Source organism: Pseudomonas sp. NPDC088429 (assembly GCF_044753305.1).
Lineage (GTDB): Bacteria > Pseudomonadota > Gammaproteobacteria > Pseudomonadales > Pseudomonadaceae > Aquipseudomonas > Aquipseudomonas rustica.
Map to the genome: position 1 here is coordinate 10,878 of NZ_JBIVMX010000029.1, position 25,700 is coordinate 36,577.

The window sequence follows — 25,700 nt, forward strand, 5'->3', positions numbered from 1 at the left end:
GTTGCTGTTGCTGTTGCTGTTGCTGTTGCTGTTGCTGTTGCTGTTGCTGTTGCTGTTGCTGTTGCTGTTGCTGTTGCTGTTGCTGTTGCTGTTGCTGTTGCTTTTGTAGGAGCTGCCGAAGGCTGCGATCTTTTGATTCTGCTTTTTAAAATCAAGGTCAAAAGATCGCAGCCTTCGGCAGCTCCTACAGGGGGCGGATTTGTAGTTTGCTGCTGTAAGCCTTGGCTTACTCTTTCGTAGGTGTTCGTTATTTTTACACTTCGGCAGACGCCCATTCAGTCAGTTCGCGATCGGTAACCTACTGACTGGTAAGCTTATTTTGAAATATGAAGCGGTTATGAAAAACGATTTCAGCACGGAAGGCCGATTGCCCCCGCCGCAGAACCCTCTAGTATTCAGGTTGTGTCGACGGACAGACACGCCCTTCAAGGAAGAAGGGAATGGACATCGCAGGATGCGATTCATCAGGACGATGAAAAGGAATACAGGGATTAGGGAAAAAATGTGGGCGGGTCAAACCGCCCCTTTTTTTGCCCGCAGAAAAGTAAATCGCAGACAAACAAAAAGGCCCGCAAGGGGCCTTTTATTCGAGCGCGTGACAGATCAGCGTTCGAGGTCTTTGATCTTGCCTTTGACGCCATCCCACTCTTCGGCATCCGGCAGCGATTCTTTCTTCTCGGTGATGTTTGGCCAGATTTCAGCCAGATCAACGTTGAGCTGGATGAACTCCTGCATCTCTTCCGGAACTTCGTCCTCGGAGAAAATGGCCACGGCCGGGCATTCTGGTTCGCACAGGGCGCAGTCGATGCACTCATCCGGGTGAATCACCAGGAAGTTCGGGCCTTCGTAAAAGCAGTCCACCGGACAGACTTCTACGCAGTCGGTGTACTTGCACTTGATGCAGTTGTCGGTGACGACGAAGGTCATTTCTAATTTTCTCCTCAGGCGGCGGCAGCGTTGCCCCTTCACGGTTGGGGTCGCCAGGTTCGGGAGCGATACCTGCTGGCCAGGCTATTAGCCAGCAGCATCCCAAACCGCGCGAGATTCTAACAGCTTGAAGCCGTTTGCGTTATATCCGCTTCTTCAGTGCTTATATCCGGTTCTTCAGGGCATAGAGCATTTCGAGCGCACGGCGTGGTGTCAGGTCGTCCAGATCCAGTTTAGCCAGCTCATCGAGAACCGGGTGCGGCAGGCTGGCAAACATATCGCTTTGCTGTGGCGTCGCCGGTTTGCCCTTGGCCGCCGGTTTCGGCGCTTCATGGGGCAACGCGGTTTCTTCCAGTCGGCTCAGGTGCTCGCGAGCCCGCACGATCACTTCGCTTGGCACACCGGCCAGTTGCGCCACCGCCAGGCCGTAGCTCTGGCTGGCAGGCCCCGGCAGCACGTGGTGCAGGAAGACGATGCGTTCGTTGTGCTCGGTCGCGTTGAGGTGAACGTTCGCCACCAACGGCTCGGCTTCCGGCAGCACGGTCAGTTCAAAGTAGTGAGTGGCGAACAGCGTGTACGCGCGTAGATGCGCCAGACGCTCAGCCGCCGCCCATGCCAGCGACAGACCGTCGAAGGTGCTGGTGCCGCGACCGACTTCGTCCATCAGCACCAGACTGCGTTCGGTGGCGTTGTGCAGAATGTTGGCGGTTTCGCTCATCTCGACCATGAAGGTCGAACGGCCACCGGCGAGGTCATCGCTGGAACCGATCCGCGTGAAGATGCGGTCGACCAGCGACAGTTCGCAGCTGGCTGCCGGCACGAAGCTGCCGATGTGCGCCAACAGCACGATCAAAGCGGTTTGGCGCATGTAAGTGGATTTACCGCCCATGTTCGGGCCGGTGATCACCAGCATGCGCGTGTTGTCATCCAGGCTCAGGTCGTTGGCCACGAACGGCGTAGTCAGCACTTGCTCGACCACCGGGTGACGACCCTGAGTAATGCGCATGCACGGCTCGCTGACGAAACGCGGGCAGTTCAGATCGAGGTTCAGCGCACGCTCGGCGAGGTTGCTCAGCACGTCCAGCTCGGCCAGCGCCGCAGCGGTGTCCTGCAACGGTGGCAACTGGCTGATCAAGTCTTCCAGCAACGCTTCGTAGAGCATTTTCTCGCGGGCGAGGGCGCGGCTCTTGGCCGACAGCGCCTTGTCTTCAAACTCTTTCAGCTCAGGCGTGATGAAACGCTCGGCGCCTTTCAGGGTTTGCCGGCGAATGTAATCCGCTGGCGCCGACTCGGCCTGCTTGCTCGGCAATTCGATGAAGTAGCCGTGAATGCGGTTGTAGCCGACTTTCAGGTGGCTCAGGCCGGTACGGGCCTTCTCGCGGGCTTCGAGATCGATAAGGAACTGGCCGGCGTTTTCGCTCAGCGATTGCAGCTCGTCGAGTTCGCTGTCGTAACCGGTTTTCAACACGCCGCCGTCACGGATCACCGCCGGCGGGTTGTCGATGATGGCTTTAGCCAGCAGCGCCGCCAGTTCCGGGTAAGTGCTGGTGGTGGTCGCCAGACCTTGCAGGTGCGGCGCTTCCAGATCGGTCATCGCCACTTGCAGCTCAGGCAGGGCGCCGAGGGCGTCGCGCAGGCGGGCGAGGTCACGAGGACGGGCATTGCGCAGGCCGATTCGCGCGAGAATCCGCTCGATGTCGCCGATTTCCTTGAGCTGCGGTTGCAGCTTTTCGAAACGGTAGCGATCGAGCAGGCAAGTGATCGAGGTCTGGCGCGCCAGCAACACGGTCAGGTCGCGCAAGGGACGGTTCAACCAACGCGTCAGCAGACGGCTGCCCATTGCGGTCTGGCAACGATCGACCACCGATTGCAAAGTGTTGTCGCGGCCACCGGCCAGATTAGTGTCGAGTTCGAGGTTGCGACGGCTCGCGCCGTCGAGCACCACGGTGTCATCGAGACGTTCGTGACGCAGGCTGCGTAAATGGGGCAGGGCGGTGCGCTGGGTTTCTTTGGCGTAGGCCAGCAGGCAACCGGCAGCGCCGATGGCCAGCGTCAGGTTCTCGCAACCGAAGCCTTTCAGATCCTGAGTGGAAAACTGTTGGCAGAGACTTTTCAGCGCCGAATCGCGCTCAAAATCCCACGGCGCACGACGGCTGACGCCACGGCGTTTTTCCGCTGGCAGGTCGCGTGGCCAGTCATCCGGGATCAACAACTCAACCGGGTTGACGCGCTCCAGTTCCGCCAGCAGGTTTTCCCAGCCCTTGATTTCCAGCACGCTGAAGTTGCCGCTGGTGATATCCAGCACGGCCAGACCAAACAGACGCTCGTCTCCCAACAGCGCGGCGATCAGGTTGTCACGGCGCTCATCGAGCAGCGCCTCGTCGCTGACCGTACCCGGCGTGAGAATCCGCACGACCTGACGATCAACCGGACCCTTGCTGGTCGCCGGGTCGCCGACCTGCTCGCAAATCACCACGGATTCGCCGAGCTTGACCAGTTTCGCCAGATAACCTTCCGCCGCGTGGTAAGGAATCCCACACATCGGAATCGCCTGCCCCGCCGACTGCCCGCGCGCGGTCAGGGTGATGTCGAGCAACTTGGCAGCCTTCTTCGCGTCTTCGTAGAAGATCTCGTAGAAGTCGCCCATGCGGTAGAACATCAGCTGATCCGGGTGCTGATTCTTCAGCCGCCAGTATTGCTGCATCATCGGAGTGTGGGAGGACAGATCTGAAATTGCTTTATTCATCAGAGGTTTAGCTATACCGAGAAAATGTGTCGGGGCAGAGGTGCAGGCCCCTGAGTTGATTCAGTGGGCGGAGTATGAAGTTTTTTTGAGGTGGATGCAGCAACGCGCCGCCGCTCGGGTTGGCATTGTGTCCTATAGTGCCGAAAAGCTATCGAATCATTGGAGTTGGTGGGTTGAAGGTCAGTTGAGGAAGCGGCGTGGAACAGTCTGAAGGCATCGGCTCGGGATCGTCATCGAGCGATTGTTACTACGATGCAGAAAAAATGACCCTCACTCGGGCGCAGCAGTCGGTCATTCTGGGCAGTAATGAGAGTGATCTGTTGCTGGCGCTGATTGCCGGGGTGACGGACAAGGAGCAGCTGATTTCGCGGGTCTGGGGTGAGCGCGGGCTGGTGATTTCCGACAGCAGTTATTACAAGACGCTGCACATGCTGCGCACGCATTTTGCTGATGTCGGTTTGCCGCGTGACAGCCTCAAGACGTTGCCGCGCCGGGGCGTGGTGCTGTTGTGTGAGATCCGTTTGATCAGCGCAGAGGTGCCTGAGTCCGTACCGGCAGCGCCGGCGGTCATCTCGGTGACGAAGCCGCGGCGCCGCTACTGGCGTTTTCTGCTGCCTGCATTGGTTGTACCGGCTATCGCGCTTCCTTTGTTTTACGCCTACCTGATGTTTAAAAAACCAGCCGACCTGGAAGAGTGGAAACTCATCTGGCAAGACGGTGATGCGCAGTTGTATGTGGAAGAAAGTGAAAAGATGTCCAAGGACGAGATTGTAAAAGCACTCGGCGAGTTTGAACCGCCCATTGTGTTATCCGACATTAATTATTATGTAAGAAAGCCGCTCTCCCAGTTATTGATCAAGTGCGTCAAGCCTGAAAGTAAAGGGGAGGCCATATGCGTGAATTATCAGCTCGTTGGAAAAAAATAATCGCATTGATGGCAATCGCCTCTGTGTTGGTTTTCGGTGGACTGGTGGTCAGGTATTTCTACTTGATCAATCGTGATATTCCACGTGCACCGTGTTTTGCTTCTATTGACTTCGTTCATACCCATGATCACAAAGTCCGCTGGCATGGTGTCGGTGATATGACGATTGATCCAAAGGAAGGCGCTCTCTATGTGTATTACGTAGTGAAAACGCCAGAGGGGAAAGTCTTCACATATGATCGAAAGTTCGACATTGCCCTGACGCATCTGGATACTTCAAGGTTTCTGTTCAAAACCCGTTCTGTTGTGAAGTTCGATGCCGATACCGCTGGAGATGAACTGCCGTTTATGGAGCGAGGCTTTCAAGGCGGCATGGTCACCTTCAATTATTTCTCCGATGCCGAGTACTACTACAACATCAACAACCTGATCAATGGTGTCTGCCACGTCCCTCGCTGACTCAGCCCCCGGCGCGACTAAGTAAGACTGAGTAAGACGCCAGTAAGGCCACGACAGCCCCGCATTGTTAATGTCATTCCCCGTAGGAGCTGCCGAAGGCTGCGATCTTTTGATCTTGCTTTGAGAAGATCAGGATCAACAGATCGCAGCCTTCGGCAGCTCCTACAAAGGAAGCGATTCAAGCCAACAGCCTCTGCGACGGCACCGGAGAGTCCGCGCAGTTCGGCTGTTTTTATTGCCTTGAAGAATGTGACGATGTTTAGAGTGTTGAGGGGTTTTATACATGCTCTGGTTTTGCGTGCGCAGTGCATATGGCGTTCAGGCTCCAGTCTGGAAACGATCAATTGCGATAAATAGACAAGGCACTGTATTTGTTGCCGCGGCGATCGGTGGAAAAGAAAAAGACGTGAGCATTTCCACGTTATCTGATCGTACGCCGGTATTGCTCTGTTTTGATCATGTTTATGTGCCGATGGCGTGGATGGTTGAACACTTTCCGATGTGCAAGGAACGTTGTCGCGACATGGTCATGGCAGCATTAACTGCGATACAAAGAAACTTGAATTGTCGCGATGCCTGGTCTCGCGTCAGTTATCTCCGTGGGCATTATGGCGAGAGAAGTTACTTGGGGTATGCCTCATGAAACTGAGTCTTTTCTGCAGTCTGTCCCTCGCAGTCAGCGGCGTATTTATCATTGAAAACTCATTCGCCGACTCGCGACAAAGTTGCGCCGAGCGCCGCGCTGAACTTATTCGCCAAATAGACCGTGCAGAAGCGGCGGATAACGTTTATCGCCAGGCCGGACTTGAGCAGGCGCTGGCCAATGTCGAGCGTTATTGCCGAGAGCCTTCTGCCGAGGATGATCATTCAAGAGCGATTCGCAAGGCCGAAGCCGAAGTGCGGCGCCGACAAAACCATCTGAAAGCAGCGCGTCAGTACGGCGATGTGAAAGTCATCAAGAAGCATGAAGCCAGGCTCGAACGCGCCGAGGAAAAATTGCAGCGGCTTGTGGATGAATAACAGCCGCCGTTGTGAACGATGTATGTGGCAATGCCCTCAGGAAACCTTCAAATGAAAACCGCAGTGATCTTCGCTTCAATCTTTACCTCAGCCATTTTGCTCACCGGCTGCACCGCCACCGATTGGGTACACGCCGCCGGTGGCATCATGGGCGCCAAAGACGATTACGACAAAAAGGCGCGCAATGATCGGATCAAACGCGCCAACGCGGCGGCTCGACGCGTCAAATATTGATTTATGCGTTTTTTATGCGCCTTTTATGCAATTCGGCATTTGTCTTGAGATAAAACTTCAAGCACTATGCGCGTTATGCAAAAACGCAATGTAGCAACCGTCTTAAGAGCACTGCTTGATCAGCACGGGATCTCCCCCACGGAGCTTCACCGTCGCACCGGCGTGCCGCAATCCACTCTCTCGCGAATTCTCAGCGGGAAGATCGTCGATCCCTCGGATAAACATATCTCGAAGATCGCCGAGTACTTCGCCGTGAGCACCGACTTGTTGCGCGGGCGCGCGGATGCGCCGCCGGCGAGCGCTGGCGCGCGCAACAATGATGTGCACGCGGAACTCAAGGACATAAGCCTGTGGGACGACGACACACCGGTCGATGATGACGAGGTGTCGGTACCGTTTCTTCGCGAGGTTGAATTGGCGGCTGGATCAGGAAGATTCATCGTGGAAGAGAGCGAGCGCTCTAGTCTGCGCTTCGGCAAGCGCAGCTTGCGCCATAACGGTGTGCAATTCGACCAGGCCAAATGCGTGACCGTGCGCGGCAACAGTATGTTGCCGGTGCTGCGAGACGGCGCCACCGTCGGTGTCAACGCCGGCAAATGCGGCATCGGCGACATCATCGATGGCGACCTTTATGCAATCAACCACAACGGTCAATTGCGGGTGAAGCAACTCTATCGCCTGCCCACCGGCATCCGTTTGCGCAGCTTCAATCGCGACGAACATCCGGACGAGGACTACAGCTTCCAGGAAATCCAGGAAGAGCAGATCGTCATCATTGGTCACGTCTTCTGGTGGGGCATGTACGCCCGATAAGCAGATCACCGTCAGATAAAACCCGCCCCTCGGCGGGTTTTTTTTCGCCTTGAAAAAGCCACCAAGACCTTTAACCACGCGGCTTTTCATGCGCTCGTGCATTTTTTGTGCATAAATAAATGCATTTATGCATTGACTGTATATGCATCCATGCATATTCTTGTCACCAAGCCGCTCGACAAAGCGGCTGGCAAGACAAGCTCTTTAGTTCGACAAGAACAGGCAGCGATGAACCGGCCTCAACGGTTCAGAGGGTTGGCAACTGACCCGGGTGTGCAGCGTAAAGCACCAGAAGCAGTTATCCGGCGGGCAGGGACCGCGGTCGGAAAAACAATCTGAATGGACTCGTACCGCGCCAGTAGCGCCGAAAAGTCAGCTTCCTTCTTGGTTACGGGAATTGAAGGGAGGCGAAGGAGCGCATTACTGAAAAGCCTGGCGGGTGACTGCCGGGCTTTTTGGAATGCCTATCTCTCGCAAGCCGGTCGGACTGTTGAAATTCCATCTATGGGACAGCATGAGAGATGGCGGGTCGCAGGTAGCAGGTGCGATTGGCATGACACCATGCACAAACAAAGGGACTTGCACATGCTAACGGAATGCAGATGTGGAAAGTGCAACAAGCTTCTGGCCCGGGCGGGACGGTATAGCGAAATACAAATCAAGTGTCCACGCTGTGGAACCTTGAATAACATGAAGACCGATGAGTCTCGAACAGCGCCAGAGAGCGGAAGTTGAGTAATACATGCTCGACTTCATCAAGTGCATGTTTGCACAAGATATTCGGAGATTGTCATGGCTGGTCCAATTCTGCTTGATACAAGTTTTGTATACCCTGATAACAAATATGACCCTGTTCGAGACTGGGGCAATGGCGGTGGTTACAACTTCATTCCTGGTAATTATGTCGGTATGCCGGTATTTACTTCGCATCAAATGAGCACGGTGATGGGACGGCTCAACACCTCCATCTCCTATACGGTTGCATTTACCAATGCGATTCTGAAGCCAGTGCAAGATCAGTATGCCGCGGACTCGCAGGCGTTGGCAGCATCCATTGAAGCTCAACTGGCGGCGACGCGACTGGAATTTGGAACTAATAGTCTACCTCCCGTCGAAGCGGTAAAACGCGAGATGTCCGTCCGCCAGACACTTGTCACACGTAAGGCAGCGGCCTATCAGGCGGATGCCGCTACGGCGAATAGTTTCTTCGGCAGTGACCCGTTACCAAAAACGCAAAATGAAATCGCACTCAAGGCGTTTAATAATTTTGAAAAAGGCAAGATTCAGTATGCCGACTCTTTGAAGGCATGGGAGCGTTCCTATCGTGCAGCCTATTCAGCAAAGTTGCATGCCGATACGGTCACGGCGTTGAACACCCAATACACGTCTGTTCTTCGTTTTCTTGATGCTTTGCAACTGACGGAGAACCAGGCTGCCGTAAAAGAAGCCACCATGTGGGCAGAGATTCGTGCCTGGGGCGAAAAGCTGACTGCGCGACGCAATCCCATCGTCAATCAATACAACGCTGATGTCGCGGCTGTCGAACCCAAAGTGCAGTCCGAACTTGATGCCGAAAACGCAAGGATAGGACCTCTCCCGCAGCAAACGGCTGGTGAGTGGGTCAGCCGTGCATTGGCTGTCGTCAATGTGCTGTCGCAGCGTAAGTACGATTCCTTGAAGGCTTTGAATTTCGCGCTGTCGCAGTATCCCGGCGTGGATTTCAAAAATAGCGATCTGAAGGGTTTCCTCGAACGGGCAAGGGACGGAAAATTGCCTTCCGATGCTGCTTTCGAGCACGAACTTTCATTGATCAGTACGGCGTATCGTGCCGACGTCATCACGCGGGAAATAAACAGCCTGGAGGGCAGACTGCCTGCGCTTAATACCGCGCAAGCCTATCTGGAGGCAGAGTCTTTGAAGGATGGTCTGAGCTTTCTGGCAGACACCAATGAGGAGATTCTGACTAAATACGGCGAGCGTATGAGTAAGGTTGCCCGTGATCTTCAGAGCAATATTTCCGGGAAGAAAATCCGCAGCTACAACGACGCCATGGCGACATTTGAAACGGTTCGCAGCAATCCGCGGGCAAAGCTCAGTGGCCAGGATTCCAAAGCCGTCGCCGATGCTCTGAAGGCACTGGATAAAGCCACTTTTGCAGCCAATTTGACGCGACTGGGTAAAGCCTTCGGCGTGGTTGGGAAGATTGTTCAGGGAGAAGCTATTCGACAGAAAGCAGTTTCTGGTTATGAGACCGGTGACTGGAAACCGTTGGGTCTCGAAATCGAATCGATGGCGGTCGGCACTGCTGCCGCGTCTGCAGCGGGAGCATTGTTGGCCGTGGTTTTGGCGCTCTTCGGTATCCCTGCTATCGTTTCCATTCCAGCAGTTGCAGTGCTGATGGCATTAATCTCTGCGTACATTGACGCGGCGAAAGTTGATGAAATCAATGGCTATTTTTTTAAATAGCATTATGCCGGACTAGCGAAGTCTGTTAGACCGGAATTTGCCCTCGGTGTTTTCGCGCCGAGGGCACTGGTCAATAACAAGGGGGAGCCGTGAGGGTTTCAGGTAAACGCTTCATTAAAATGAAAATTCCGGTGGTCTTGCTCTTGCTGTCCTGGGCGCCTTTGTTTGTTTTTGCGTTCTTTATTTCTGACGATGCACGCAGCGGAATGTTTTCACTGCCCCGGTCAATAGTCGACGGCTATTGGCTGACAGGGGCTGGTTTTATTTCTTCAAGATTTTATACCCTGTCCAGTACTGTGGTTAATTATATAGGATGGTTGTCTCCATTTTTTTCTGTTTTGTTTACTTGTCTGGTTGTGAAGAACTCATTGTTCGAGGATGCCGAGTATGAGGAGAGCTCTCTTTTCAAGATGATGTCTTTGTTGGCAGGTTGGGTGCTTCTGATGATTTTGGTTTTTTGGATGCTTTATATGCGCGAAACTGATCTGGCTCATGCTCGCGCGCCCCTGTCTTTATTTGGTCGCAATCCGATCGCCTACATTCTGTTCTCATGCGGTGTTATGTTTTTACTGAATGTGATGGTGCTGTCCACGTATTTGCTCTTTCGGCATTTACCTGTCGTTATAGGTCATCGATTGAGCAAAAAGAATTCCCCGCCTCTGCAATGAGGCGCTGACAACCGAATGTCCTTAACTCGTAGATTAGAAAAGCTCGAAGTAAATTAACTGACGAGCTTTTTTGCGCGTGCTCTATCCAGTCCAGCGCTCTCTGAAATCAAACACTTTTCACTCATCAAATCCTCAAGGATGCGTGACATGACAAACGAGCAACAAGCATTGGCAGACATGCCGATCTGGCTGGTCATCCTCCTTGCCGTGGTGGGCGGGGTGTCCGGCGAAATGTGGCGCGCTGACAAAGAGGGCGCCCGTGGCTGGTCGCTGATGCGCCGCCTGGCCCTGCGCTCCGGCGCCTGCATGATCTGCGGTGTCTCGGCGATCATGCTGCTGTATGCCGCTGGCATGTCGATCTGGGCGGCTGGCGCTTTTGGTTGCCTGACTGCGATGGCCGGGGCCGATGTGGCGATCGGACTTTATGAACGCTGGGCGGCCAAGCGGATTGGCGTCTGCGAAATTCCGCCGCGCGATCCGCAGTAATTCTGCATTTTCTACAGCGCCTCAGTCCTGAAGTCGCTGCTTAAGACTGACCTGAAAACGCCGCAAATCCCTTGTAGGAGTGAGCCTGCTCGCGATAGCGGTGCCACAGTCGAACTTCATCTAACTGATCCACCGCAATCGCGAGCAGGCTCACTCCTACAGTGACCTGTGGTCAGTTTCATAATTTGGAATACCCCCATGAAGATCACTTCGATCCTCACGCAATTGCGTGCGCAATGCCCCAGCCTGGCCGATCACATTTCGGTGGGGGTCGATCTGGCGTTGTTGCAGGGCAATTCCGCTCTGCCGACACCTTCGGCCCACGTGCTGCCGCTCGCCGATCTGGCCAGCAACAGCACCGCACAAAACCTCACCACCCAACCGATCCGCGACCGCTTTGAAATCGTTCTGGCGCTCGACGCCAGCGACCCCACAAAAGCGCTGGATCTGTTGCACGACCTGCGCGCCGAACTGTGGCGTGCGCTGGTGGGTTTCAAGCCCGATACCGACTACAGCGCCATCGTCTACGACGGCGGTGAATTGCTGTCGATCAACAGCAGCCGGGCGTTTTACCGGCTGCGTTTTTTTGCCGAGTTCCAGCTCGGCCGCAATCTGCCGAGTCAGCCTGCGGAGAGTTGGCACGAACGCGAACTGGACGGTTTGTCGTCCTTTACCGGGGCCACCGTGCGGGTCGATGCGATCGACCCGGCCGACCCCAATCTGAAACGCCCGGGCCCCGATGGGCGCGTGGAAATGACTTTCTCTGGAGACGTAACCCCATGAGCAATCGCATCACCGTACTGCCGGCCGCCGGCCGCGTCGTACCTGACCCGGAGGCGGGCGATCTGCTGCCGCTGGAAGGCCGTGAAGTGCTGGACAGCGCCTGGTGGCGCCGACGTCTGGCCGACGGCGATATCACCCTCAAAACCGCAACCGCTAAACAAAAGGGAGCCAAATAATGGCGATCGGATTCAGTAACATCCCCGCGGACATTCGTGTACCGCTGTTCTATGCCGAAATGGACAACTCGGCCGCCAATAGCGCGAGCTCGACTCTGCGTCGTTTGATCGTCGCTCAGGTCAACGACAACATTGCGCCGACCGAGGTCGGCAAACTGGTGTTGGTCTCCAGCGTTGCGCTGGCCAAAAGCATCGGCGGTCAGGGCTCGATGCTCGCCGCGATGTACGAGACCTTCCGCAAGGCTGACCCGATCGGCGAGATCTGGTGCCTGCCGCTGCACAACGCTGAAGGCGCGGTCGCCAAAGGCGTGCTGACCCTGACCGGCGCCGCCACTCAGGCTGGCGTGCTGAATCTGTATGTCGGCGGTGTGCGAGTGCAAGCCACCGTGGTCAACGGTGCTACCGCCGCTCAGGCCGCGACCGCGCTGGCGCAGAAAATCAACGCCACCGCCGACCTGCCGGTGAGCGCTGCCGCTGCCGAAGGTGTGGTCACCCTGAACGCCAAATGGACGGGCGACAGCGGCAACGACATCAGCCTGCAATTCAATCGTCTGGGCAAGAGCAACGGCGAAGAAACTCCGGCCGGTCTGACCTCCGCAATCACCGCCATGACCGGCGGCGCCGGTGTGCCGGATCAGGTCGAAGCCATCGCCGCACTGGGTGATGAGCCGTTCGAATTCATCGCCTTGCCGTGGTCGGATCTGTCGACCCTCAACACCTGGCAAGCGGTCATGGATGACAGCACCGGTCGCTGGTCGTGGGCCAAGCAATTGTTCGGTCACGTCTACAGCGCCAAGCGCGGCACCGTTGGCACTCTGGTTGCCGCCGGCCAGGCGCGCAACGACCAGCACATGACCATTCAGGCGCTGGAGCCGGGCGTTCCGCAACCGTTCTGGGTACAAGCCGCTGCATTGGCTGCACGCACCGCCGTATTCATCTCCGCCGACGCCAGCCGTCCTACGCAAAGCGGCAGCCTGCCGGGCGTTGATCCGGCACCGGCGAGCGAGCGCTTCACCCTGACCGAGCGTCAGTCGCTGCTCAACTACGGCATCGCCACCGCGTACTACGAAGGCGGCTACGTGCGCATCCAGCGTTCGATCACTACCTACCAGAAAAACGCTTACGGCCAGGCCGACAACTCCTATCTGGACAGCGAAACCATGCACCAATCGGCGTTCATCGTCCGTCGTTTGCAAAGCGTGATCACCAGCAAGTACGGTCGGCACAAACTGGCTTCCGACGGCACCCGTTTCGGCGCCGGCCAGCCGATCGTCACGCCGAGCACCATTCGCGGAGAGCTGATTGCGCAGTACGCCAAACTCGAACTGGAAGGCCACGTGGAGAACGCCGAGCTGTTCGCCGAGCACCTGATCGTCGAGCGCGACGTGCAGGATCCTAGCCGCGTGAACGTGTTGTTCCCGCCGGATTACATCAACGGTCTGCGCGTGTTCGCACTGCTCAACCAATTCCGTCTGCAGTACGACGACGCGGCTTGATCCGCGCGTTTGACGGCAAGCATTCAGCCCACCTCGCGTGGGCTTTTTTATTCAAGGGAGTAACACCATGGGTCAACTGATTGCAGGCACCTGCTACGTCAAAGTCGACGGCGCACAACTGACGATCAACGGCGGCTGCGAAGCCCCGCTGATGTCCACCAAACGCGAAACCATCGTGCCGGGTTTTTACAAGGAAACCGACGTGGCAGCGTCGTTCAAAGTGACCGCGCTGCACACCCCGGACTTCCCGCTCAAGCAACTGATCGAAGGCGTCGACATGACCGTCACCTGCGAATTCAGCAACGGCAAAGTCTACGTGCTGGCCGGTGCGTATCTGGTTGAAGAGCCAGTCTCCAAAGGCGATGACGCCGCTATCGAACTGAAATTCGAAGGCATCAAAGGAACCTGGCAATGAGCGGCGCCGTGAAGCTTCAAGTCGCGATCGAAGCTCACGGCGAGCCCCTGACCGAACTCGTTCTGCGCCGCCCGACGGTGCAGGAAGTGCGAGCGATCAAGGCGCTGCCGTACAAGATCGACAAGAGCGAAGAAGTCAGCCTCGACATGGACGTGGCGGCCAAATACATCGCCGTGTGCGCCGGCATTCCGCCGTCGTCGGTCAACCAGCTGGATCTGGCCGACCTCAACGCGCTGAGCTGGGCCGTTGCGAGTTTTTTCATGAGTGCGGCGTCGGCGCCATCACCGACCTGATCGCCGTCGCCTATGACCTGGCCTGGTTCTGGAAGGTTGACCCCGAACAGATGATGGCCAGGCCACTGGATGTGCTCCGCGAATCGCTGGAGCACGCGCAACGGATCAATGCGATGCAGCAGGTGCAGTGATGGCAGACACAGAAAGCAAACCCAAAACATCGGTGCTGATCACTGGCATCGATGAGCTGTCGCCCAAGCTCGGTGCGCTTCGCGAGAAAGTCGACAGCTTCAAGAAAAACCTCGAACAGACCGGCCTCGGCAAACTCGACATCAGTGGCCTGTTCAAGGGCGGCAGCGTGATCACGCCGTTCGTGGACGGAATCAAATCGGCAGCGGCATTTCAGGGCAAATTGACTGAAGTCAGCGCGACGGCAAAAACCGTCGACCTGCCCGCCGCACCGAAAGCCGCTGCACAGAACATGAACGTGTTCAGTGCGTCGATGGAAAAGGTCTCGGCTGCCATCGACGCTGCATTGGTGCCGGCAGTCGGTGCCGTGGTGATCGGGCTTGAGCCGATGATGACGCAGTTCGGCAGCCTGCTCGCCGACAATCCGAAACTGGTCGAAGGGCTGGCCGCGGGGGCCATCGCCTTCTCGGCGATGCAAACCGCTGTCACCGGTGCCACACAGGTGTTCGATGTCATGAGCATGGTGCTCAAGACTAACCCGATCATGCTGATCGCCATGGGCATTGCCGTGGCGGCCGGATTGATTGTCGCCAACTGGACGCCGATCAGCGGGTTCTTCAAGGGCATGTGGGAAAGCGTGAAAAATGCCGGAGCCAGTGCAATGGCGATCTTGCGCTCGGTGCTTGACTGGCGACCGCTCGATACGCTGGCAGCGCTTTGGCAACCGGTCACGGGATTCTTCTCGGGGATCTGGGACAGGGTCAAAGCGGTGACTAGTCCGTTGATCGACTTCTTCAAGAGTGTTTTTTCATGGACGCCGTACGGCATGATCCTGGACAACTGGGGGCCGCTGACTGGCCTGTTTTCGGCAATCTGGGAATTGCTCAAGGCCTTGAGTGTGCCGGTGATGTCGTTCCTGAGAAACCTCTTCGATTTCTCGCCGATGCAGATGATCCGCAGTGCCTGGGGCGGAGTGGTGACGTACTTCGAACCGATGTTCACCGGGCTGCGAAAAATGGCGCAGTCCACCAAGGATTTCCTGGCGGATGCGTTCGACTTCTCGCCGATGCAGATGATCAACAGTGCATGGGGTGGTGTCGTCACGTACTTCGAACCGACGTGGACAGCGCTGCAGTCCGCCGTGCAGAAAACCCGTGAAGCTTTCCAGACGCTGTTCGACTTCTTTCCAATGGATATGATCAGCAGCGCATGGGGGGGTGTCGTCGGGTTTTTTCAACCGATTTGGGCCGCTTTGCAAACGTCGGTGCAACAGGTCAAAGGCTTTTTCACAGACCTGTTCGACTGGTCGCCGCTGGAGCAGATTGCGCAATTCTGGCAACCGATCGGTGAAGTCTTTTCGGCGCTGTGGGGCGTGGTGCTGGCGGTGTCCGCGCCCGTCGTGGATTTTCTGCACACGCTGTTCGAATGGAAACCGCTGGATCAGATCATCGAGAGCTGGGGGCCGATCACCGAGTGGTTCGGCGAGTTGTGGCAAAAGCTGCAAACCGTCATCGCACCGATCAAGGAGCTGTTTGACGGTGGCTTCGCCGGGTTGATCGCCAAGGTCACTGGCAAGGTTGAGACCCTGACTGAAGCGCAACGCCAGACCAATGCCGAAGGCAAGGGTGAGCTGGCGCCGGCGTTCTTTGGTGCAAGCCCGCAAGCTTCGGCGGACGGCGCGTTGTCGGCGGGTTCGTTGCCACAATCCTCCAGCGCCCTGATCCAACAAAGCGCAATCAACAACCGCACGCAACTCGAAGGTGGCCTGACCGTCAGCTTCGTCAACGCGCCGCCGGGGCTGCGCACCGATCAACCACAAACCAATCAACCGGGCCTGGCGCTGTCGTCGCGCATCGGTTATCGCTCGCTGTCGGCAGGAGGTTCCAATGAACTGGCGTGACCGTTTATTGCCGGCATCCTTTCGCGGTGTCGGTTTCTGGATCGATCAGGCGAAAACCCCGGTCGGTCGCAAGGGGCAGTTGCACGAATACCCGCAACGCGACCTGCCGTTTTTCGAAGACCTCGGCCAACAAGCCAAGACCCACGACATCACCGCGTTCATCATCGGCGTCGATTGCCTGGAGCAACGAGACAAGTTGCTCAAGGCGTTGGAGGCGGGCAGTGGCGAGTTGGTGCATCCGTGGCTCGGACGCCTGCAAGTCAAGGTCGGCGAATGCGACATGACCCACACCCGCCAGGACGGCGGCATGGTCACGTTCACGCTGAAGTTCTATCCCGATCAGCCGCTGCCGTTCCCGACGGCGACCGTCAGCACGCAGAAAGTCTTGTTGGTGAAAGCCGACTCGCTGCTCGGTTCTGCGGTGGCGCGTTTCGAACAGGCGATGACGCTGATCAAGGCTGCGCGGATCGGCATCGCCAATCTGCGCAACAGCCTCACCGGGGTTTACGAGGTGATCAAAGAGCAGCTGAAACCGCTGATCGCGCAGTACAAGCAGATCACTGAACTGGTGAAAGCGGTCAAGGAATTGCCCAAGGAAGTGGCAGCGGAATTCAAAGGCTTGCTCGGCGATATCAAGGAGCTGAAAGCGTTCGCGAAGGAGGGCTACCGTGGCGTGATTGCCGACGTCTCCCAACAACTCGAAGCGATCCGTAAAGCCGATGCGCCGAAGATCACCACCGGCAAGGACACCAACGCGGCGGCGCAAGCCATGGCCGATCTGGTGCAGGACACGCTGCTGGTCAAAGTCGCGCAATGGGTGGCGTCGATGCCGGTGGCGACCACGCCGGTGAAGCTGCAATCGACACCGTCGGTGGGGCAACAGGCGACCACGCCGGTGACCCGTCAGGAAGTGCCCGTCAGTGATGACATGCAGGCCCTGCGCGAAGCGGTGAGCGCGGCGATTGATCCGATGCTGGACAAAGCGGGGGTCGCACATTTTCAGGCGATCAACGATGTGAAAGAGGCGTTGATCAATCACCTCAAAGCGGTGGCATCGTCCGGTGTGCGGCAGGTCAGCAAGTCGTTTCAGGAAAGTTTGCCCGCGCTGGTGGTGGCCTACAAACAGTTTGCCGATGCCACTCGCGTCACTGAAGTGATTCAACGCAACGGTACTGTTCATCCGTTGTATCTGCCGCCCAACGACGTGAAAGTTTCCCGGGAGTAAGCCATGAGCGAGATGGATAATCGCGTCACGCTGACGGTTAATGACATGGAGTACGGCGGCTGGAAAAGCGTCGAAATCAGCGCCGATCTGGAGCGTCAGTTTCGCAGCTTCAAACTGGATATCACTTGGCAGTGGCCGGGACAAACTGTGGATCAGCGGATCAAACCCGGTGACCCCTGCGAAGTGAAAATCGGCAAGGATCTGGTGCTCACCGGTTATGTATTCAAAGCACCGATCAGCTATGACGGACGCCAGATCAGCCTGAGCATCGAAGGCAGTTCCAGGACGCAGGATCTGGTCGATTGCGCAGCCGCCAACCGGCCGAATCAATGGCAGGATCAACCGCTGCTGAGCATCGTCGAGGCGTTGGCGAGTGAGTATTCGCTGAAGGTGGTCAACGAAATTCCCGAGACGTCGCGGCTGGCCAAACACACGATCGTGCCGGGTGAAACGGTGTTCCAGTCGATCGACCGTTTGCTCTCGTTGTTGCGGGTTTTTTCCACCGATGACGAGCAGGGCCGGCTGGTGCTGGCCAAGCCCGGCAGCGGCGGTCGTGCCAGTGATGCGCTGGAACTGGGCAAGAATATTTTGTCGGCCAATGCGGCGATGGATCAGAGCCAGGTGTTCTCCGAATACCGGGTGATCGGTCAGCAAAAAGGCTCGGACATCCAGAGCGGGGCGGCGGTCAGCGAAGTTGAATCGACGGCGGCTGACCTGACCTTCAAACGTCGGCGCACCACGGTGATCAACGAGGGCACGCAACTGACCTTTGAGTTGGCGCAGCAGCGTGCCCAATGGGAAAGCGCCACCCGCCTGGGCCGCGCGCAAACCACCACGTATCAGGTGCAGGGCTGGCGTCAGGCCAACGGCGATTTGTGGCGTCACAACACGCTGGTGCGGGTGAAAGATCCGGTGCTTGGTTTTGACGGCGACATGCTCATTTCAAAAGTGACGTATTCATTGTCGGCGCAGGGCTCGGTGACCACGCTGCAAGTGGCCCCGCCGCATACCTTCGACGCCAATCCCATTCCCTCCAAAACCTGACTGTTCCTTAAAAGATCGCAGCCTTCGGCAGCTCCTACAAATGCACACCGAGCCAATGTAGGAGCTGCCGAAGGCTGCGATCTTTTAGGGCCTCATAGGAATTCAACATGAGCCTGATGACACGCCTGCTGGCGCGCGGCACTGTCGTGCTCGCCAATTCGGCCGCCAAGCTGCAATCGCTGCAAATGCGCCTCACCGCCGGTGAAGTCAACGACGACCTCGAACACTTCGAACCCTACGGCTTCACCAGCCATCCACTGGCCGGTGCCGAAGGCGTCGTCACCTTCATCGGCGGCGACCGTTCCCACGCCATCGCTTTAGTCATCGCCGACCGCCGCTATCGTCTGCAAGCGCTGGCCGCCGGCGAAGTGGCGATCTACACCGACGAAGGCGACAAGATCCACTTTAAGCGCGGACGGATCATCGACATCGAAACCGCCACGCTGAACATCCGCGCCAGCAGCGCGGTGAACTTCGACACGCCGGTGATCAATCAGAGCGGAAAAATCGTCTCCACCGGTGACCAGCTCGCTGGCGGTATCAGCCAGATCAAACACGTGCACGTCGGCGTACAAGCCGGCAGCGGCCAGACCGGCGCGCCGGCAGGAGGCCAGTGATGTTTATCAGCCAGAACCTCCACGCCGCACTGACCCGCGCCGTGCTTATCAGCCTGTTCACCTGGCGTCGCGCTGCCGATGACGACGCACTCGACGATGAAGAACGTTTCGGCTGGTGGGGCGACAGCTTTCCCACCGTTGCTGACGATCGCATCGGCTCGCGGCTGTGGCTGTTGCGCCGGGTCAAGCTGACCCGACAAACCCAGATGGACGCCGAGTTCTATGCCCGCGAAGCCTTGCAATGGCTGATCGACGACGGCCACTGCAGCGCCATCGACATCCTCAGCGAACGCCTCGATGCCCAGCGTCTGAATCTGCGCACGGTGCTGACCCTGGCCGACGGCGAACGTCTGGACATTAACCCCGATAACAGTTGGCAGGTGATCTATGCCGTTTGAAACCCCTTCGCTGCCGGTGCTGATCAAGCGCACCCAAAGCGACCTGGCCGGCGATTCGCTGCGCCAGTCCGATGCGCAAGTGCTGGCCCGCACCCTCGGCGGCGCCGCGTTTGGTCTGTACGGTTATCTCGACTGGATTGCCGAGCAGATCCTCCCCGACAAAGCCGATGAATCGACGCTGGAACGCATCGCCGCGTTGCGTCTGAACCAGCCGCGCAAACCCGCGCAGGTGGCCACGGGCAGTGTCAGCTTCAGCGCTACGGCCGGTGCGATTCTGGACGTCGATACGTTGCTGCAAACCAACGATGGCCGTACTTACAAAGTCACCACTGCGCGGGTCACGGCCAACGGTGTCAACAGCACCACCATTGCCGCGCTTGACGCCGGCAGCCTCGGTAATGCTGACGCGGGCCTCGTGTTGACGCCGGTGCAGCCGGTTGCCGGTATCGTCAGCAGCAGTTTTGTAGTGCTGGCGCCGGGACTCAGCGGTGGTGTCGCGCGGGAGAGTCTGGAGTCGCTGCGTTCGCGAGTGATCCGTTCCTATCGCGTAATCCCCCACGGTGGCTCGGCTAGCGATTATGAAACCTGGGCACTGGAGGTGCCTGGCGTGACGCGGGCGTGGTGTCGTGGCGGTTTGCTCGGGCCGGGCACGGTGACGGTATTCATCATGCGCGACGAAGATCCGCAACCCGTGCCTAACGATGAGCAATTGGCCGAGGTTCAGGATTACATCGAGCCGCTGCGCCCGGTTACCGCCGAAGTGCATGTGCAAAGCCCGGTTCAGGTGCCGGTGGTTTATCGATTCAAAAGCGTCAACCCGGACACCACTGCCGTTCGTGCGGCCATCGAAGCGCAGTTGCGCGACTTGCATAACCGTGAGGCCGATCTCGGCGTGTCGTTGCTGATCAGCCACATCCGCGAAGCGATCAGCAGCGCCGGTGGCGAGTTCGATCACGTACTGACTGCACCGGCCACCGATGTCGGTGCTGGTAAAAGCGAGCTGCTCACTTTCGGAGGTTGCGTATGGGGGGCATAAGAACCGCCGCGCAATATCAGGCGCAGCTTCGTGCGCTGCTGCCCAGCGGCCCGGCGTGGGATCCGGAGCGCGTGCCGGAACTTGATGAAGTCCTGCAAAGCGTCGCGGTCGAACTGGCGCGTCTCGATGCTCGCGCCGCCGACCTGCTCAACGAGATGGACCCGGCCGGCGTCAGCGAACTGGTGCCGGACTGGGAGCAGGTGATGAACCTGCCCGACCCCTGCCTCGGTGCCGAACCGTTGTTCGACGACCGCCGCCTCGCTGTTCGCCGCCGCTTGCTCGCGGTTGGCAGTCAGGCCGTCGGTTACTACCTGGAAATCGCCAAAAGCCAGGGCTACCCCAACGCCACCATCACCGAACACGAGGCGCCCCGCATGGGCCGTGCGCGTTTTGGTTTAGCGCGCTGGGGCACGTGGGAGGCGCAATTCATGTGGACGCTTAACACCGGCGGGCGCTTGCTGCTCGGTCGGCGTTTTGGCGCGAGTTACTGGGGTGAGCGTTTCGGCGTCAATCCGGGCTCGGCGCTGGAGTGTTTGATTCATCGCAGCGCGCCGGCGCATACCACGGTGCATATCAATTATGACTAGGGAGGAATGACGGGATGGATTATCCGAGGAGTGTCGCCAGCGCAGGTTTGGTGGATGGGAAATTTGTCGATGAAAATCCGCTGTTGGGCACGCCGGGATCGTTGATTCCGGCGGCCTGGGGTAACGGTGTCACGCAGGAAATCATCAGCGTGATCGAGGCTGGTGGTTTGACGCCTGACGAGAAGAAATACGATCAATTGTTGAAGGCGATTCAGAGCGTTTCGGCCAAAGGCTGGAGTCTGGATTCGGCTTTGCCGATTGTGTCGTTGCCGCTGCCTACCGTGGCGAATACCGAGGGCCGGTTGAATGTTGTGGCCAGCGCTGCTGCCACCAGTGGAGGCAAAGTTTCTGTGCCCCCCGGAGTGCCCGTCAGCCTGGCTCAGGAAGTGATCGCAGGTCAGTTGGCCCGTTCGCGCACGTTCACCACCGCAGCCTGGGTCAGCGCTGATCTGTTACCCAATACCGCGTATTTTTTGCGAGCTCAGGTGGTCGCCGGCGCATTGTTTTTCTATGTACAGCGTGGTCTGCCGACTGACGTTGCACCTGCCTCACTCAAAGGAACCGCCGAAGCGGTTGGTGGCGGCGGTTTTGCGTCCACCAGCCTGGACATGTGCGTGGCCTGGATACTCACTGGCGCCGTGGGAACCCTGCCGTCAGTACTAGCAATCTATAACCGCTCGCGCCTCACTTGGAGCCAGACAGTTAATGGCACCGGGGTGATTTATCTGCCACTGGATGCGCATGCGCGTTCTGCGCGGCTTATTGCCAGCAACCCGACGCCTTCGACTACTTTAGTGACTAACGCAGCGTTTGCCCAAGGAGATTGGGTGGGAGCCAGCTTCACCTTCCTGAGTCCCGGAATTCAAGCGATTGGTGGAAATCCGGCGGGGTGGGCGGACAAATCGTCAAGCGTGATTTTCACCAACAATCAGATAGGTGATGTCACCGTGTCGTCGTTGACGGCCAGTTTCGATCATTCGCAATTTCGCTCGCTGTGGCAGACCTTTCAGGCTCAGCACCAGCTTGGTTCCAGCAGTGCCGATAAGGACGAATTGCTACACGGTATCGGAATAAAAGGTCACCCGATCGCGGATTACACCACCGGTATCGCCTTGAACTTCGTCAATGCCGTCAACGTTCATTTCGTGTGGGAGTTGATCCGATGAGGGTTATCCAGGAACTTCATCAATTTGGTAACGAACTGCGTTCGCCACAACCGTCGCCTGATCACACGTGGGACGGTCAGCAATGGATACAGGATCCTTTGTTAATGGCTGCGCTGGAGCAAAAGGAGTCGGAGCGCCTTTGCACCAAAGTCGACACCGCCGCCGACCGCGCCCGACCCGTACTGGCCGGCGATCCCCTCAAAGCCATGGAGTACGCCCAGGCCGCCGCAGACGCTCAGGCTTATCTAGACGCGGGTTACCCGAAAAAAGAAGTGCCGGTTTCCGTTGCTGCGTGGGTCGTCAAAGGTCGAACGGCCAAACAGGCCGCCGATCAAATCCTCAGCAAGGCCGATCAGTTGACGGATCATTTGCTGACGCTGCGCACCTTGCGCCTCAAGGCCAAAGCGCAAATTCGTGCGCAGGCTGCCAAGGGCAAAATGGACTTGGCGCGGGGTGCCGCTGATGAGGCATTGCTCGCCATCCGCGAACTGCTCGGTGGTCTCTCCGGCTAATCAATACCTTCCTTCTTGAACACCCCAAGCCCACTTCACCGTGGGCTTTTTATTTTCAGAAAAAAGCCGTGGGCACTAAGGCAGCGCCTTGATCGTCGGTGCGGTTCATTTGTTATGACAGAGGAAAAGACAACCTATGGATTATCCAATAACTGTCCCCAGTGTCGGGCTGGTCAACGGCCGTTTCGCCGATGAAGACCCGGAGGCAGGCAAACCGGGTTCATTGATCCCGGCGGCGTGGGGTAACAGCGTTACTCAAGAAATTCTGAATGTGATCAATGCGGCCGGGATGACTGCGTCCGAGACGGATACCCGGCAACTACTCAAGGCTATTCAGTCGATTGTCGGCAATGCCAGTCCGATGCGATCGGTGATCACCCGGCTCGCCGCCTCGAAGACGTTGACCGAGCAGGAACTCGGTCTTGTGTTGATTGATGCCAGTCCTGCGCCTGTGACGGTTGTGTTGCCAGCGGCCGACGGTCCACTGGGTGTGCGCGATGTGATAGTTCGTCGTGTGGACAACAGCGGCAGTCGGCTCGTCGTTCAAGCATCCGGCAGCGACCGGATTCGTTTTCACACGCACCTTTCGGCCAGTGGCTATCCATTTTTAGTGTTGATGGGTGGTGGTGACTGGTGGCATTTGCGCAGCGATGGCGCGGGGAGTTGGTGGCCGGTTGGGCGCTTCGATAACACGCCGTTGGGGCGACCGTTTTTCGAGACGACAGTCTTGCTGAGCCCCGGTGGTTACGGTGCGCTCAATGGCGCCGTCATGAAGCGTGTCGAATGGCCGTGGCTTTGGGATCACGCGCAGCAATCGGGGATGCTCGGCACCGAGGCTGCTCGCGTTGGCAACGAAGGTAAGTGGACGTCGGGCGATGGCGCAGCAACCTTTCGTGGGCCAGAGGGGAGGGGTGAGTTTTTGCGAGTGCTGGACGAAGGCCGGGGCGTGGACATAGGTCGCCAAACAGGTACCTCTCAATCAGGCTCGATTCATTCCTACGCCCAAGGTGCAAATGGCGGAGGTGCTGTGGGTGCCTACTGGTCGGATAGCTTGACCGGATTTGGTGCTGAAACGCGCGAAGAAGCCGAATTCGTTTCAGGATTACTCAATGGTGGTCCTGTTTATCCGGTCGGCACCAATTATCAGCGAGATACGGCCAGCACTGTGCTTTACACCTTCAAATCCCGCCCGCGCAACATCGCCTATCCCGGTCGAATCAAGCTTATCTGAGGCTTCCCCATGTTCAATTATCTGTTTGACGGCTCGGGCGCATTGTCCGGGCCTGTCGAGTTTTTCGTCACGCCCGGAATCGGCGTTCAGCTTCCTGCCAACGCCGTGCAACTGACCTTTGAATTGCCTGAACCGGAAACCGGCCGCACCTGGGCGCTGGTCAATGGTGTGCCGCGGGAAGTCATCGACCGTCGGGGTCGGGTTTACCGAAAGGACGGTGGTGCTCAGCAACTCTGGAACGAGTTGGGCGAGTTGCCTGAGACCTTCACCACGCAACCTTGGCCCGGTGACTTCCATGTCTGGCGTGACAACGCCTGGCAACTGGATGAGCAGGCGCAATTGGCCGATGCCAGACAGCAAACTTTGCAAGCGCGCGATGCACTGCTTCGTGAGGCCGTTCTGCGAATTGCTCCGCTGCAATACGCCGAGGATATCGGTGATGCCAGCCATGAAGAGCAGTTGCAATTGCTCGAATGGAAGCTTTACAGCGTGGAGTTGAACCGCATCGAGAAACAGCCAGGTTTCCCTGCGCAAATCACTTGGCCAATCGTGCCAGGCACGATCGCGAACACCTGAAACATCGCAAAGGAGAAATGCAATGGATTATCCAATCAGCGTTCCCAGTGCTGGCTTGGTCAATGGCAAATTTGTCGATGAGGATCCGCTTACCGGATCTCCCGGATCCTTGATTCCGGCGAGTTGGGGCAATGGTGTGACCCAGGAAATTCTCGGGGTTGTACAGGCCGCCGGAATGACGCCCAGCGAAACTTCAAACACGCAATTGTTAACTGCACTTCGAAGTGCGCAGCTGTATCAGACCCGGGCACCATTTGACGTCAGTCGTTCGGTGGCTACAACCGAGTTTGTGCAGCGTTCGTTGGGCAACTACGCCGGGGCACGCAGCGTCACTGCCGCGACACAACTGACCGTTGCGGATGTGGGATGGACGATTGGTATAGGTGGAAACTCGCCTTATACGGTGAGCCTGCCCGATATCAAGACTGTGCCCAATGGTGGGACATTTTCGTTGCATTGCCGGAGTAACGCGGTCGTCACCATTGCATGCACGGGCACTGCGCAAATAACCCCGCAAGGTGCATATCTGACTTCGATCATCATGAACAGTGGCGAGAGTGCGACCATTGTTAATGAGAGCGGTATTTGGGCTGTTCATGGGACGGCGAGTCTGAAGTACGCCGCGCTTCTATCCGGTTTGAACGGTAACCCCGGGTATCAGAAACACGCCAGCGGCAATATCGATCAGTGGGGAACGGTTATGACGGATGCCAACGGTGAGGCTCTTGTGACCTTTCCGATTTCGTTTCCCAACGCATATTCCTCATGCGTGGCTACTCACGTCGGCACTGGCGGAGCGATGGTTATCGTCTTGGGAGGAACAGAGCAAAAACAAAGTATTCGCTTGAAAATGCGAGATGCAGTTAACGGCGTATCGCCAGGCTGGCGTATTAATTACTTCGCAAAGGGTTATTAAATGAACGCCTACAATGTTTTGTTCAGCGCCAGCACACTAGGTGTTTATGTACCGGGTATCAACTCGGCCGACATTCCTGAAGACGTGATTGAAATCCCACAGGCGTACTGGATCTCGCTGCTACAGCATATGGCAGTGACGCCGAAGACGGTTGGTGTCAGTTCAGCTAACGGTTATCCGATACTGGTTGATCCACCAACACCTTCGACGGATCAGGCAGCCGAAACTGAACGTCACTGGCGCACTGCACAACTGGCTGCCACTGACGGTCTGGTAGCGCGCGATCGTGATGAACTCGAAGACGGTGGCGGTACCACGCTAACCACCGATCAATACACCGAACTGCAAACCTACCGGCGTGCACTACGCGACTGGCCGCAGGGCTCTTTCTTTCCCTTTAGCGAGCATCGACCAGTCGCGCCGCGCTGGTTGGCGACTGCGCTTTAAGTCAGCAAG

The 25,700-nt window shown here is 57.4% G+C and carries 29 protein-coding genes; 27 read left to right on the top strand and 2 right to left on the bottom strand.

Annotation, left to right across the window (positions count from 1 at the left end; translation table 11 throughout):
- Positions 1-603: 603 nt before the first annotated feature.
- Together fdxA and mutS are read right to left on the bottom strand one after the other, a co-directional pair.
- Complete coding sequence (gene fdxA / locus ACIP66_RS15965) at positions 604-927, bottom strand: ferredoxin FdxA (protein WP_008077096.1); 324 nt, start codon at positions 925-927, stop codon at positions 604-606.
- A gap of 163 nt (positions 928-1,090) precedes the next feature.
- Entirely contained in the window at positions 1,091-3,661 is a 2,571-nt protein-coding gene (mutS, locus tag ACIP66_RS15970; RefSeq protein WP_212549791.1) for a DNA mismatch repair protein MutS, read from the bottom strand.
- A 209-nt stretch (positions 3,662-3,870) separates the two neighbouring features.
- On the opposite strand from mutS, the gene ACIP66_RS15975 reads away from it, so the two are divergent.
- From ACIP66_RS15975 to ACIP66_RS16105, 27 genes are all read left to right on the top strand, one after another.
- Positions 3,871-4,599: a DNA-binding protein gene (locus ACIP66_RS15975; RefSeq protein WP_159813119.1), complete on the top strand. Its 729-nt coding sequence runs from the start codon at positions 3,871-3,873 to the stop codon at positions 4,597-4,599.
- Positions 4,566-5,057 carry a hypothetical protein gene (locus ACIP66_RS15980; protein WP_400649092.1) on the top strand — a complete coding sequence of 164 codons (492 nt, stop codon included), beginning with the start codon at positions 4,566-4,568 and terminating at the stop codon, positions 5,055-5,057. The genes ACIP66_RS15975 and ACIP66_RS15980 overlap by 34 nt, the downstream gene beginning before the upstream one ends.
- Positions 5,058-5,621: 564 nt before the next feature.
- Positions 5,622-6,077: a DUF1090 domain-containing protein gene (locus tag ACIP66_RS15985; RefSeq protein ID WP_400649094.1), complete on the top strand. Its 456-nt coding sequence runs from the start codon at positions 5,622-5,624 to the stop codon at positions 6,075-6,077.
- Between the two features lie 51 nt (positions 6,078-6,128).
- On the top strand, positions 6,129-6,311 hold the full coding sequence (locus tag ACIP66_RS15990) for a hypothetical protein (protein ID WP_159813127.1): 183 nt from the start codon (positions 6,129-6,131) through the stop codon (positions 6,309-6,311).
- A 75-nt stretch (positions 6,312-6,386) separates the two neighbouring features.
- Complete coding sequence (locus tag ACIP66_RS15995; protein ID WP_053117672.1) at positions 6,387-7,124, top strand: XRE family transcriptional regulator; 738 nt, start codon at positions 6,387-6,389, stop codon at positions 7,122-7,124.
- Between the two features lie 579 nt (positions 7,125-7,703).
- Positions 7,704-7,859 carry a Com family DNA-binding transcriptional regulator gene (locus ACIP66_RS16000; RefSeq protein ID WP_371925983.1) on the top strand — a complete coding sequence of 52 codons (156 nt, stop codon included), beginning with the start codon at positions 7,704-7,706 and terminating at the stop codon, positions 7,857-7,859.
- 57 nt (positions 7,860-7,916) lie between these two features.
- Positions 7,917-9,590, top strand: a complete 1,674-nt coding sequence (locus ACIP66_RS16005; RefSeq protein WP_400649096.1) for a colicin-like pore-forming protein — start codon at positions 7,917-7,919, stop codon at positions 9,588-9,590.
- A 119-nt stretch (positions 9,591-9,709) separates the two neighbouring features.
- On the top strand, positions 9,710-10,258 hold the full coding sequence (locus tag ACIP66_RS16010; RefSeq protein ID WP_282359061.1) for a hypothetical protein: 549 nt from the start codon (positions 9,710-9,712) through the stop codon (positions 10,256-10,258).
- A 147-nt stretch (positions 10,259-10,405) separates the two neighbouring features.
- Positions 10,406-10,744, top strand: a complete 339-nt coding sequence (locus ACIP66_RS16015; protein ID WP_053117676.1) for a phage holin family protein — start codon at positions 10,406-10,408, stop codon at positions 10,742-10,744.
- Positions 10,745-10,942: 198 nt separating this feature from the next.
- Positions 10,943-11,527 carry a hypothetical protein gene (locus ACIP66_RS16020; RefSeq protein WP_400649098.1) on the top strand — a complete coding sequence of 195 codons (585 nt, stop codon included), beginning with the start codon at positions 10,943-10,945 and terminating at the stop codon, positions 11,525-11,527.
- Positions 11,524-11,703, top strand: coding sequence for a DUF2635 domain-containing protein (locus ACIP66_RS16025; RefSeq protein ID WP_053117680.1), 180 nt, complete (start codon positions 11,524-11,526; stop codon positions 11,701-11,703). Before ACIP66_RS16020 ends, ACIP66_RS16025 begins: the two co-directional genes overlap by 4 nt.
- Positions 11,703-13,199, top strand: a complete 1,497-nt coding sequence (locus tag ACIP66_RS16030) for a phage tail sheath subtilisin-like domain-containing protein (RefSeq protein WP_400649100.1) — start codon at positions 11,703-11,705, stop codon at positions 13,197-13,199. The genes ACIP66_RS16025 and ACIP66_RS16030 overlap by 1 nt, the downstream gene beginning before the upstream one ends.
- Positions 13,200-13,266: 67 nt before the next feature.
- Positions 13,267-13,614 carry a phage tail tube protein gene (locus ACIP66_RS16035; protein WP_053117683.1) on the top strand — a complete coding sequence of 116 codons (348 nt, stop codon included), beginning with the start codon at positions 13,267-13,269 and terminating at the stop codon, positions 13,612-13,614.
- The gene (locus ACIP66_RS16040; protein WP_007908778.1) at positions 13,611-13,907 is read left to right on the top strand and encodes a phage tail assembly protein; all 297 of its coding nucleotides are present in this window, start codon (positions 13,611-13,613) and stop codon (positions 13,905-13,907) included. Before ACIP66_RS16035 ends, ACIP66_RS16040 begins: the two co-directional genes overlap by 4 nt.
- 130 nt (positions 13,908-14,037) lie before the next feature.
- The gene (locus ACIP66_RS16045; protein ID WP_400649102.1) at positions 14,038-15,936 is read left to right on the top strand and encodes a phage tail protein; all 1,899 of its coding nucleotides are present in this window, start codon (positions 14,038-14,040) and stop codon (positions 15,934-15,936) included.
- Positions 15,923-17,161, top strand: a complete 1,239-nt coding sequence (locus tag ACIP66_RS16050; RefSeq protein ID WP_400649104.1) for a DNA circularization protein — start codon at positions 15,923-15,925, stop codon at positions 17,159-17,161. Before ACIP66_RS16045 ends, ACIP66_RS16050 begins: the two co-directional genes overlap by 14 nt.
- 3 nt (positions 17,162-17,164) lie before the next feature.
- Entirely contained in the window at positions 17,165-18,205 is a 1,041-nt protein-coding gene (locus tag ACIP66_RS16055; RefSeq protein WP_400649106.1) for a phage baseplate assembly protein, read from the top strand.
- A gap of 107 nt (positions 18,206-18,312) precedes the next feature.
- Positions 18,313-18,822, top strand: coding sequence for a phage baseplate assembly protein V (locus ACIP66_RS16060; protein ID WP_400649107.1), 510 nt, complete (start codon positions 18,313-18,315; stop codon positions 18,820-18,822).
- Positions 18,822-19,220 (top strand): phage GP46 family protein, encoded by a 399-nt coding sequence (locus ACIP66_RS16065; RefSeq protein ID WP_212545318.1) that lies wholly within the window; start codon positions 18,822-18,824, stop codon positions 19,218-19,220. The genes ACIP66_RS16060 and ACIP66_RS16065 overlap by 1 nt, the downstream gene beginning before the upstream one ends.
- The gene (locus ACIP66_RS16070; RefSeq protein ID WP_400649109.1) at positions 19,210-20,256 is read left to right on the top strand and encodes a baseplate J/gp47 family protein; all 1,047 of its coding nucleotides are present in this window, start codon (positions 19,210-19,212) and stop codon (positions 20,254-20,256) included. The genes ACIP66_RS16065 and ACIP66_RS16070 overlap by 11 nt, the downstream gene beginning before the upstream one ends.
- Positions 20,244-20,843, top strand: a complete 600-nt coding sequence (locus tag ACIP66_RS16075; RefSeq protein WP_400649111.1) for a YmfQ family protein — start codon at positions 20,244-20,246, stop codon at positions 20,841-20,843. Before ACIP66_RS16070 ends, ACIP66_RS16075 begins: the two co-directional genes overlap by 13 nt.
- A 14-nt stretch (positions 20,844-20,857) precedes the next feature.
- The gene (locus ACIP66_RS16080) at positions 20,858-22,009 is read left to right on the top strand and encodes a phage tail protein (RefSeq protein ID WP_400649113.1); all 1,152 of its coding nucleotides are present in this window, start codon (positions 20,858-20,860) and stop codon (positions 22,007-22,009) included.
- Positions 22,006-22,521: a phage tail protein gene (locus tag ACIP66_RS16085; protein WP_400649115.1), complete on the top strand. Its 516-nt coding sequence runs from the start codon at positions 22,006-22,008 to the stop codon at positions 22,519-22,521. Before ACIP66_RS16080 ends, ACIP66_RS16085 begins: the two co-directional genes overlap by 4 nt.
- A gap of 136 nt (positions 22,522-22,657) precedes the next feature.
- Positions 22,658-23,752, top strand: coding sequence for a phage tail protein (locus tag ACIP66_RS16090; RefSeq protein ID WP_400649117.1), 1,095 nt, complete (start codon positions 22,658-22,660; stop codon positions 23,750-23,752).
- A 9-nt stretch (positions 23,753-23,761) separates the two neighbouring features.
- Entirely contained in the window at positions 23,762-24,328 is a 567-nt protein-coding gene (locus tag ACIP66_RS16095) for a tail fiber assembly protein (RefSeq protein WP_400649119.1), read from the top strand.
- A 22-nt stretch (positions 24,329-24,350) separates the two neighbouring features.
- Complete coding sequence (locus tag ACIP66_RS16100; RefSeq protein WP_400649120.1) at positions 24,351-25,244, top strand: gp53-like domain-containing protein; 894 nt, start codon at positions 24,351-24,353, stop codon at positions 25,242-25,244.
- Positions 25,245-25,691 (top strand): phage tail assembly chaperone, encoded by a 447-nt coding sequence (locus ACIP66_RS16105; protein ID WP_400649122.1) that lies wholly within the window; start codon positions 25,245-25,247, stop codon positions 25,689-25,691.
- Positions 25,692-25,700 lie beyond the last annotated feature (9 nt).

Coding starts and splice junctions, on each gene's coding strand:
- fdxA (WP_008077096.1), bottom strand. CDS start 927: ATGACCTTCGTCGTCACCGACAACTGCATCAAGTGCAAGTACACCGAC.
- ACIP66_RS15980 (WP_400649092.1), top strand. CDS start 4,566: ATGCGTGAATTATCAGCTCGTTGGAAAAAAATAATCGCATTGATGGCA.
- ACIP66_RS15990 (WP_159813127.1), top strand. CDS start 6,129: ATGAAAACCGCAGTGATCTTCGCTTCAATCTTTACCTCAGCCATTTTG.
- ACIP66_RS15995 (WP_053117672.1), top strand. CDS start 6,387: ATGCAAAAACGCAATGTAGCAACCGTCTTAAGAGCACTGCTTGATCAG.
- ACIP66_RS16005 (WP_400649096.1), top strand. CDS start 7,917: ATGGCTGGTCCAATTCTGCTTGATACAAGTTTTGTATACCCTGATAAC.
- ACIP66_RS16010 (WP_282359061.1), top strand. CDS start 9,710: ATGAAAATTCCGGTGGTCTTGCTCTTGCTGTCCTGGGCGCCTTTGTTT.
- ACIP66_RS16015 (WP_053117676.1), top strand. CDS start 10,406: ATGACAAACGAGCAACAAGCATTGGCAGACATGCCGATCTGGCTGGTC.
- ACIP66_RS16020 (WP_400649098.1), top strand. CDS start 10,943: ATGAAGATCACTTCGATCCTCACGCAATTGCGTGCGCAATGCCCCAGC.
- ACIP66_RS16025 (WP_053117680.1), top strand. CDS start 11,524: ATGAGCAATCGCATCACCGTACTGCCGGCCGCCGGCCGCGTCGTACCT.
- ACIP66_RS16030 (WP_400649100.1), top strand. CDS start 11,703: ATGGCGATCGGATTCAGTAACATCCCCGCGGACATTCGTGTACCGCTG.
- ACIP66_RS16035 (WP_053117683.1), top strand. CDS start 13,267: ATGGGTCAACTGATTGCAGGCACCTGCTACGTCAAAGTCGACGGCGCA.
- ACIP66_RS16040 (WP_007908778.1), top strand. CDS start 13,611: ATGAGCGGCGCCGTGAAGCTTCAAGTCGCGATCGAAGCTCACGGCGAG.
- ACIP66_RS16045 (WP_400649102.1), top strand. CDS start 14,038: ATGGCAGACACAGAAAGCAAACCCAAAACATCGGTGCTGATCACTGGC.
- ACIP66_RS16050 (WP_400649104.1), top strand. CDS start 15,923: ATGAACTGGCGTGACCGTTTATTGCCGGCATCCTTTCGCGGTGTCGGT.
- ACIP66_RS16055 (WP_400649106.1), top strand. CDS start 17,165: ATGAGCGAGATGGATAATCGCGTCACGCTGACGGTTAATGACATGGAG.
- ACIP66_RS16060 (WP_400649107.1), top strand. CDS start 18,313: ATGAGCCTGATGACACGCCTGCTGGCGCGCGGCACTGTCGTGCTCGCC.
- ACIP66_RS16065 (WP_212545318.1), top strand. CDS start 18,822: ATGTTTATCAGCCAGAACCTCCACGCCGCACTGACCCGCGCCGTGCTT.
- ACIP66_RS16070 (WP_400649109.1), top strand. CDS start 19,210: ATGCCGTTTGAAACCCCTTCGCTGCCGGTGCTGATCAAGCGCACCCAA.
- ACIP66_RS16075 (WP_400649111.1), top strand. CDS start 20,244: ATGGGGGGCATAAGAACCGCCGCGCAATATCAGGCGCAGCTTCGTGCG.
- ACIP66_RS16080 (WP_400649113.1), top strand. CDS start 20,858: ATGGATTATCCGAGGAGTGTCGCCAGCGCAGGTTTGGTGGATGGGAAA.
- ACIP66_RS16085 (WP_400649115.1), top strand. CDS start 22,006: ATGAGGGTTATCCAGGAACTTCATCAATTTGGTAACGAACTGCGTTCG.
- ACIP66_RS16090 (WP_400649117.1), top strand. CDS start 22,658: ATGGATTATCCAATAACTGTCCCCAGTGTCGGGCTGGTCAACGGCCGT.
- ACIP66_RS16095 (WP_400649119.1), top strand. CDS start 23,762: ATGTTCAATTATCTGTTTGACGGCTCGGGCGCATTGTCCGGGCCTGTC.
- ACIP66_RS16100 (WP_400649120.1), top strand. CDS start 24,351: ATGGATTATCCAATCAGCGTTCCCAGTGCTGGCTTGGTCAATGGCAAA.
- ACIP66_RS16105 (WP_400649122.1), top strand. CDS start 25,245: ATGAACGCCTACAATGTTTTGTTCAGCGCCAGCACACTAGGTGTTTAT.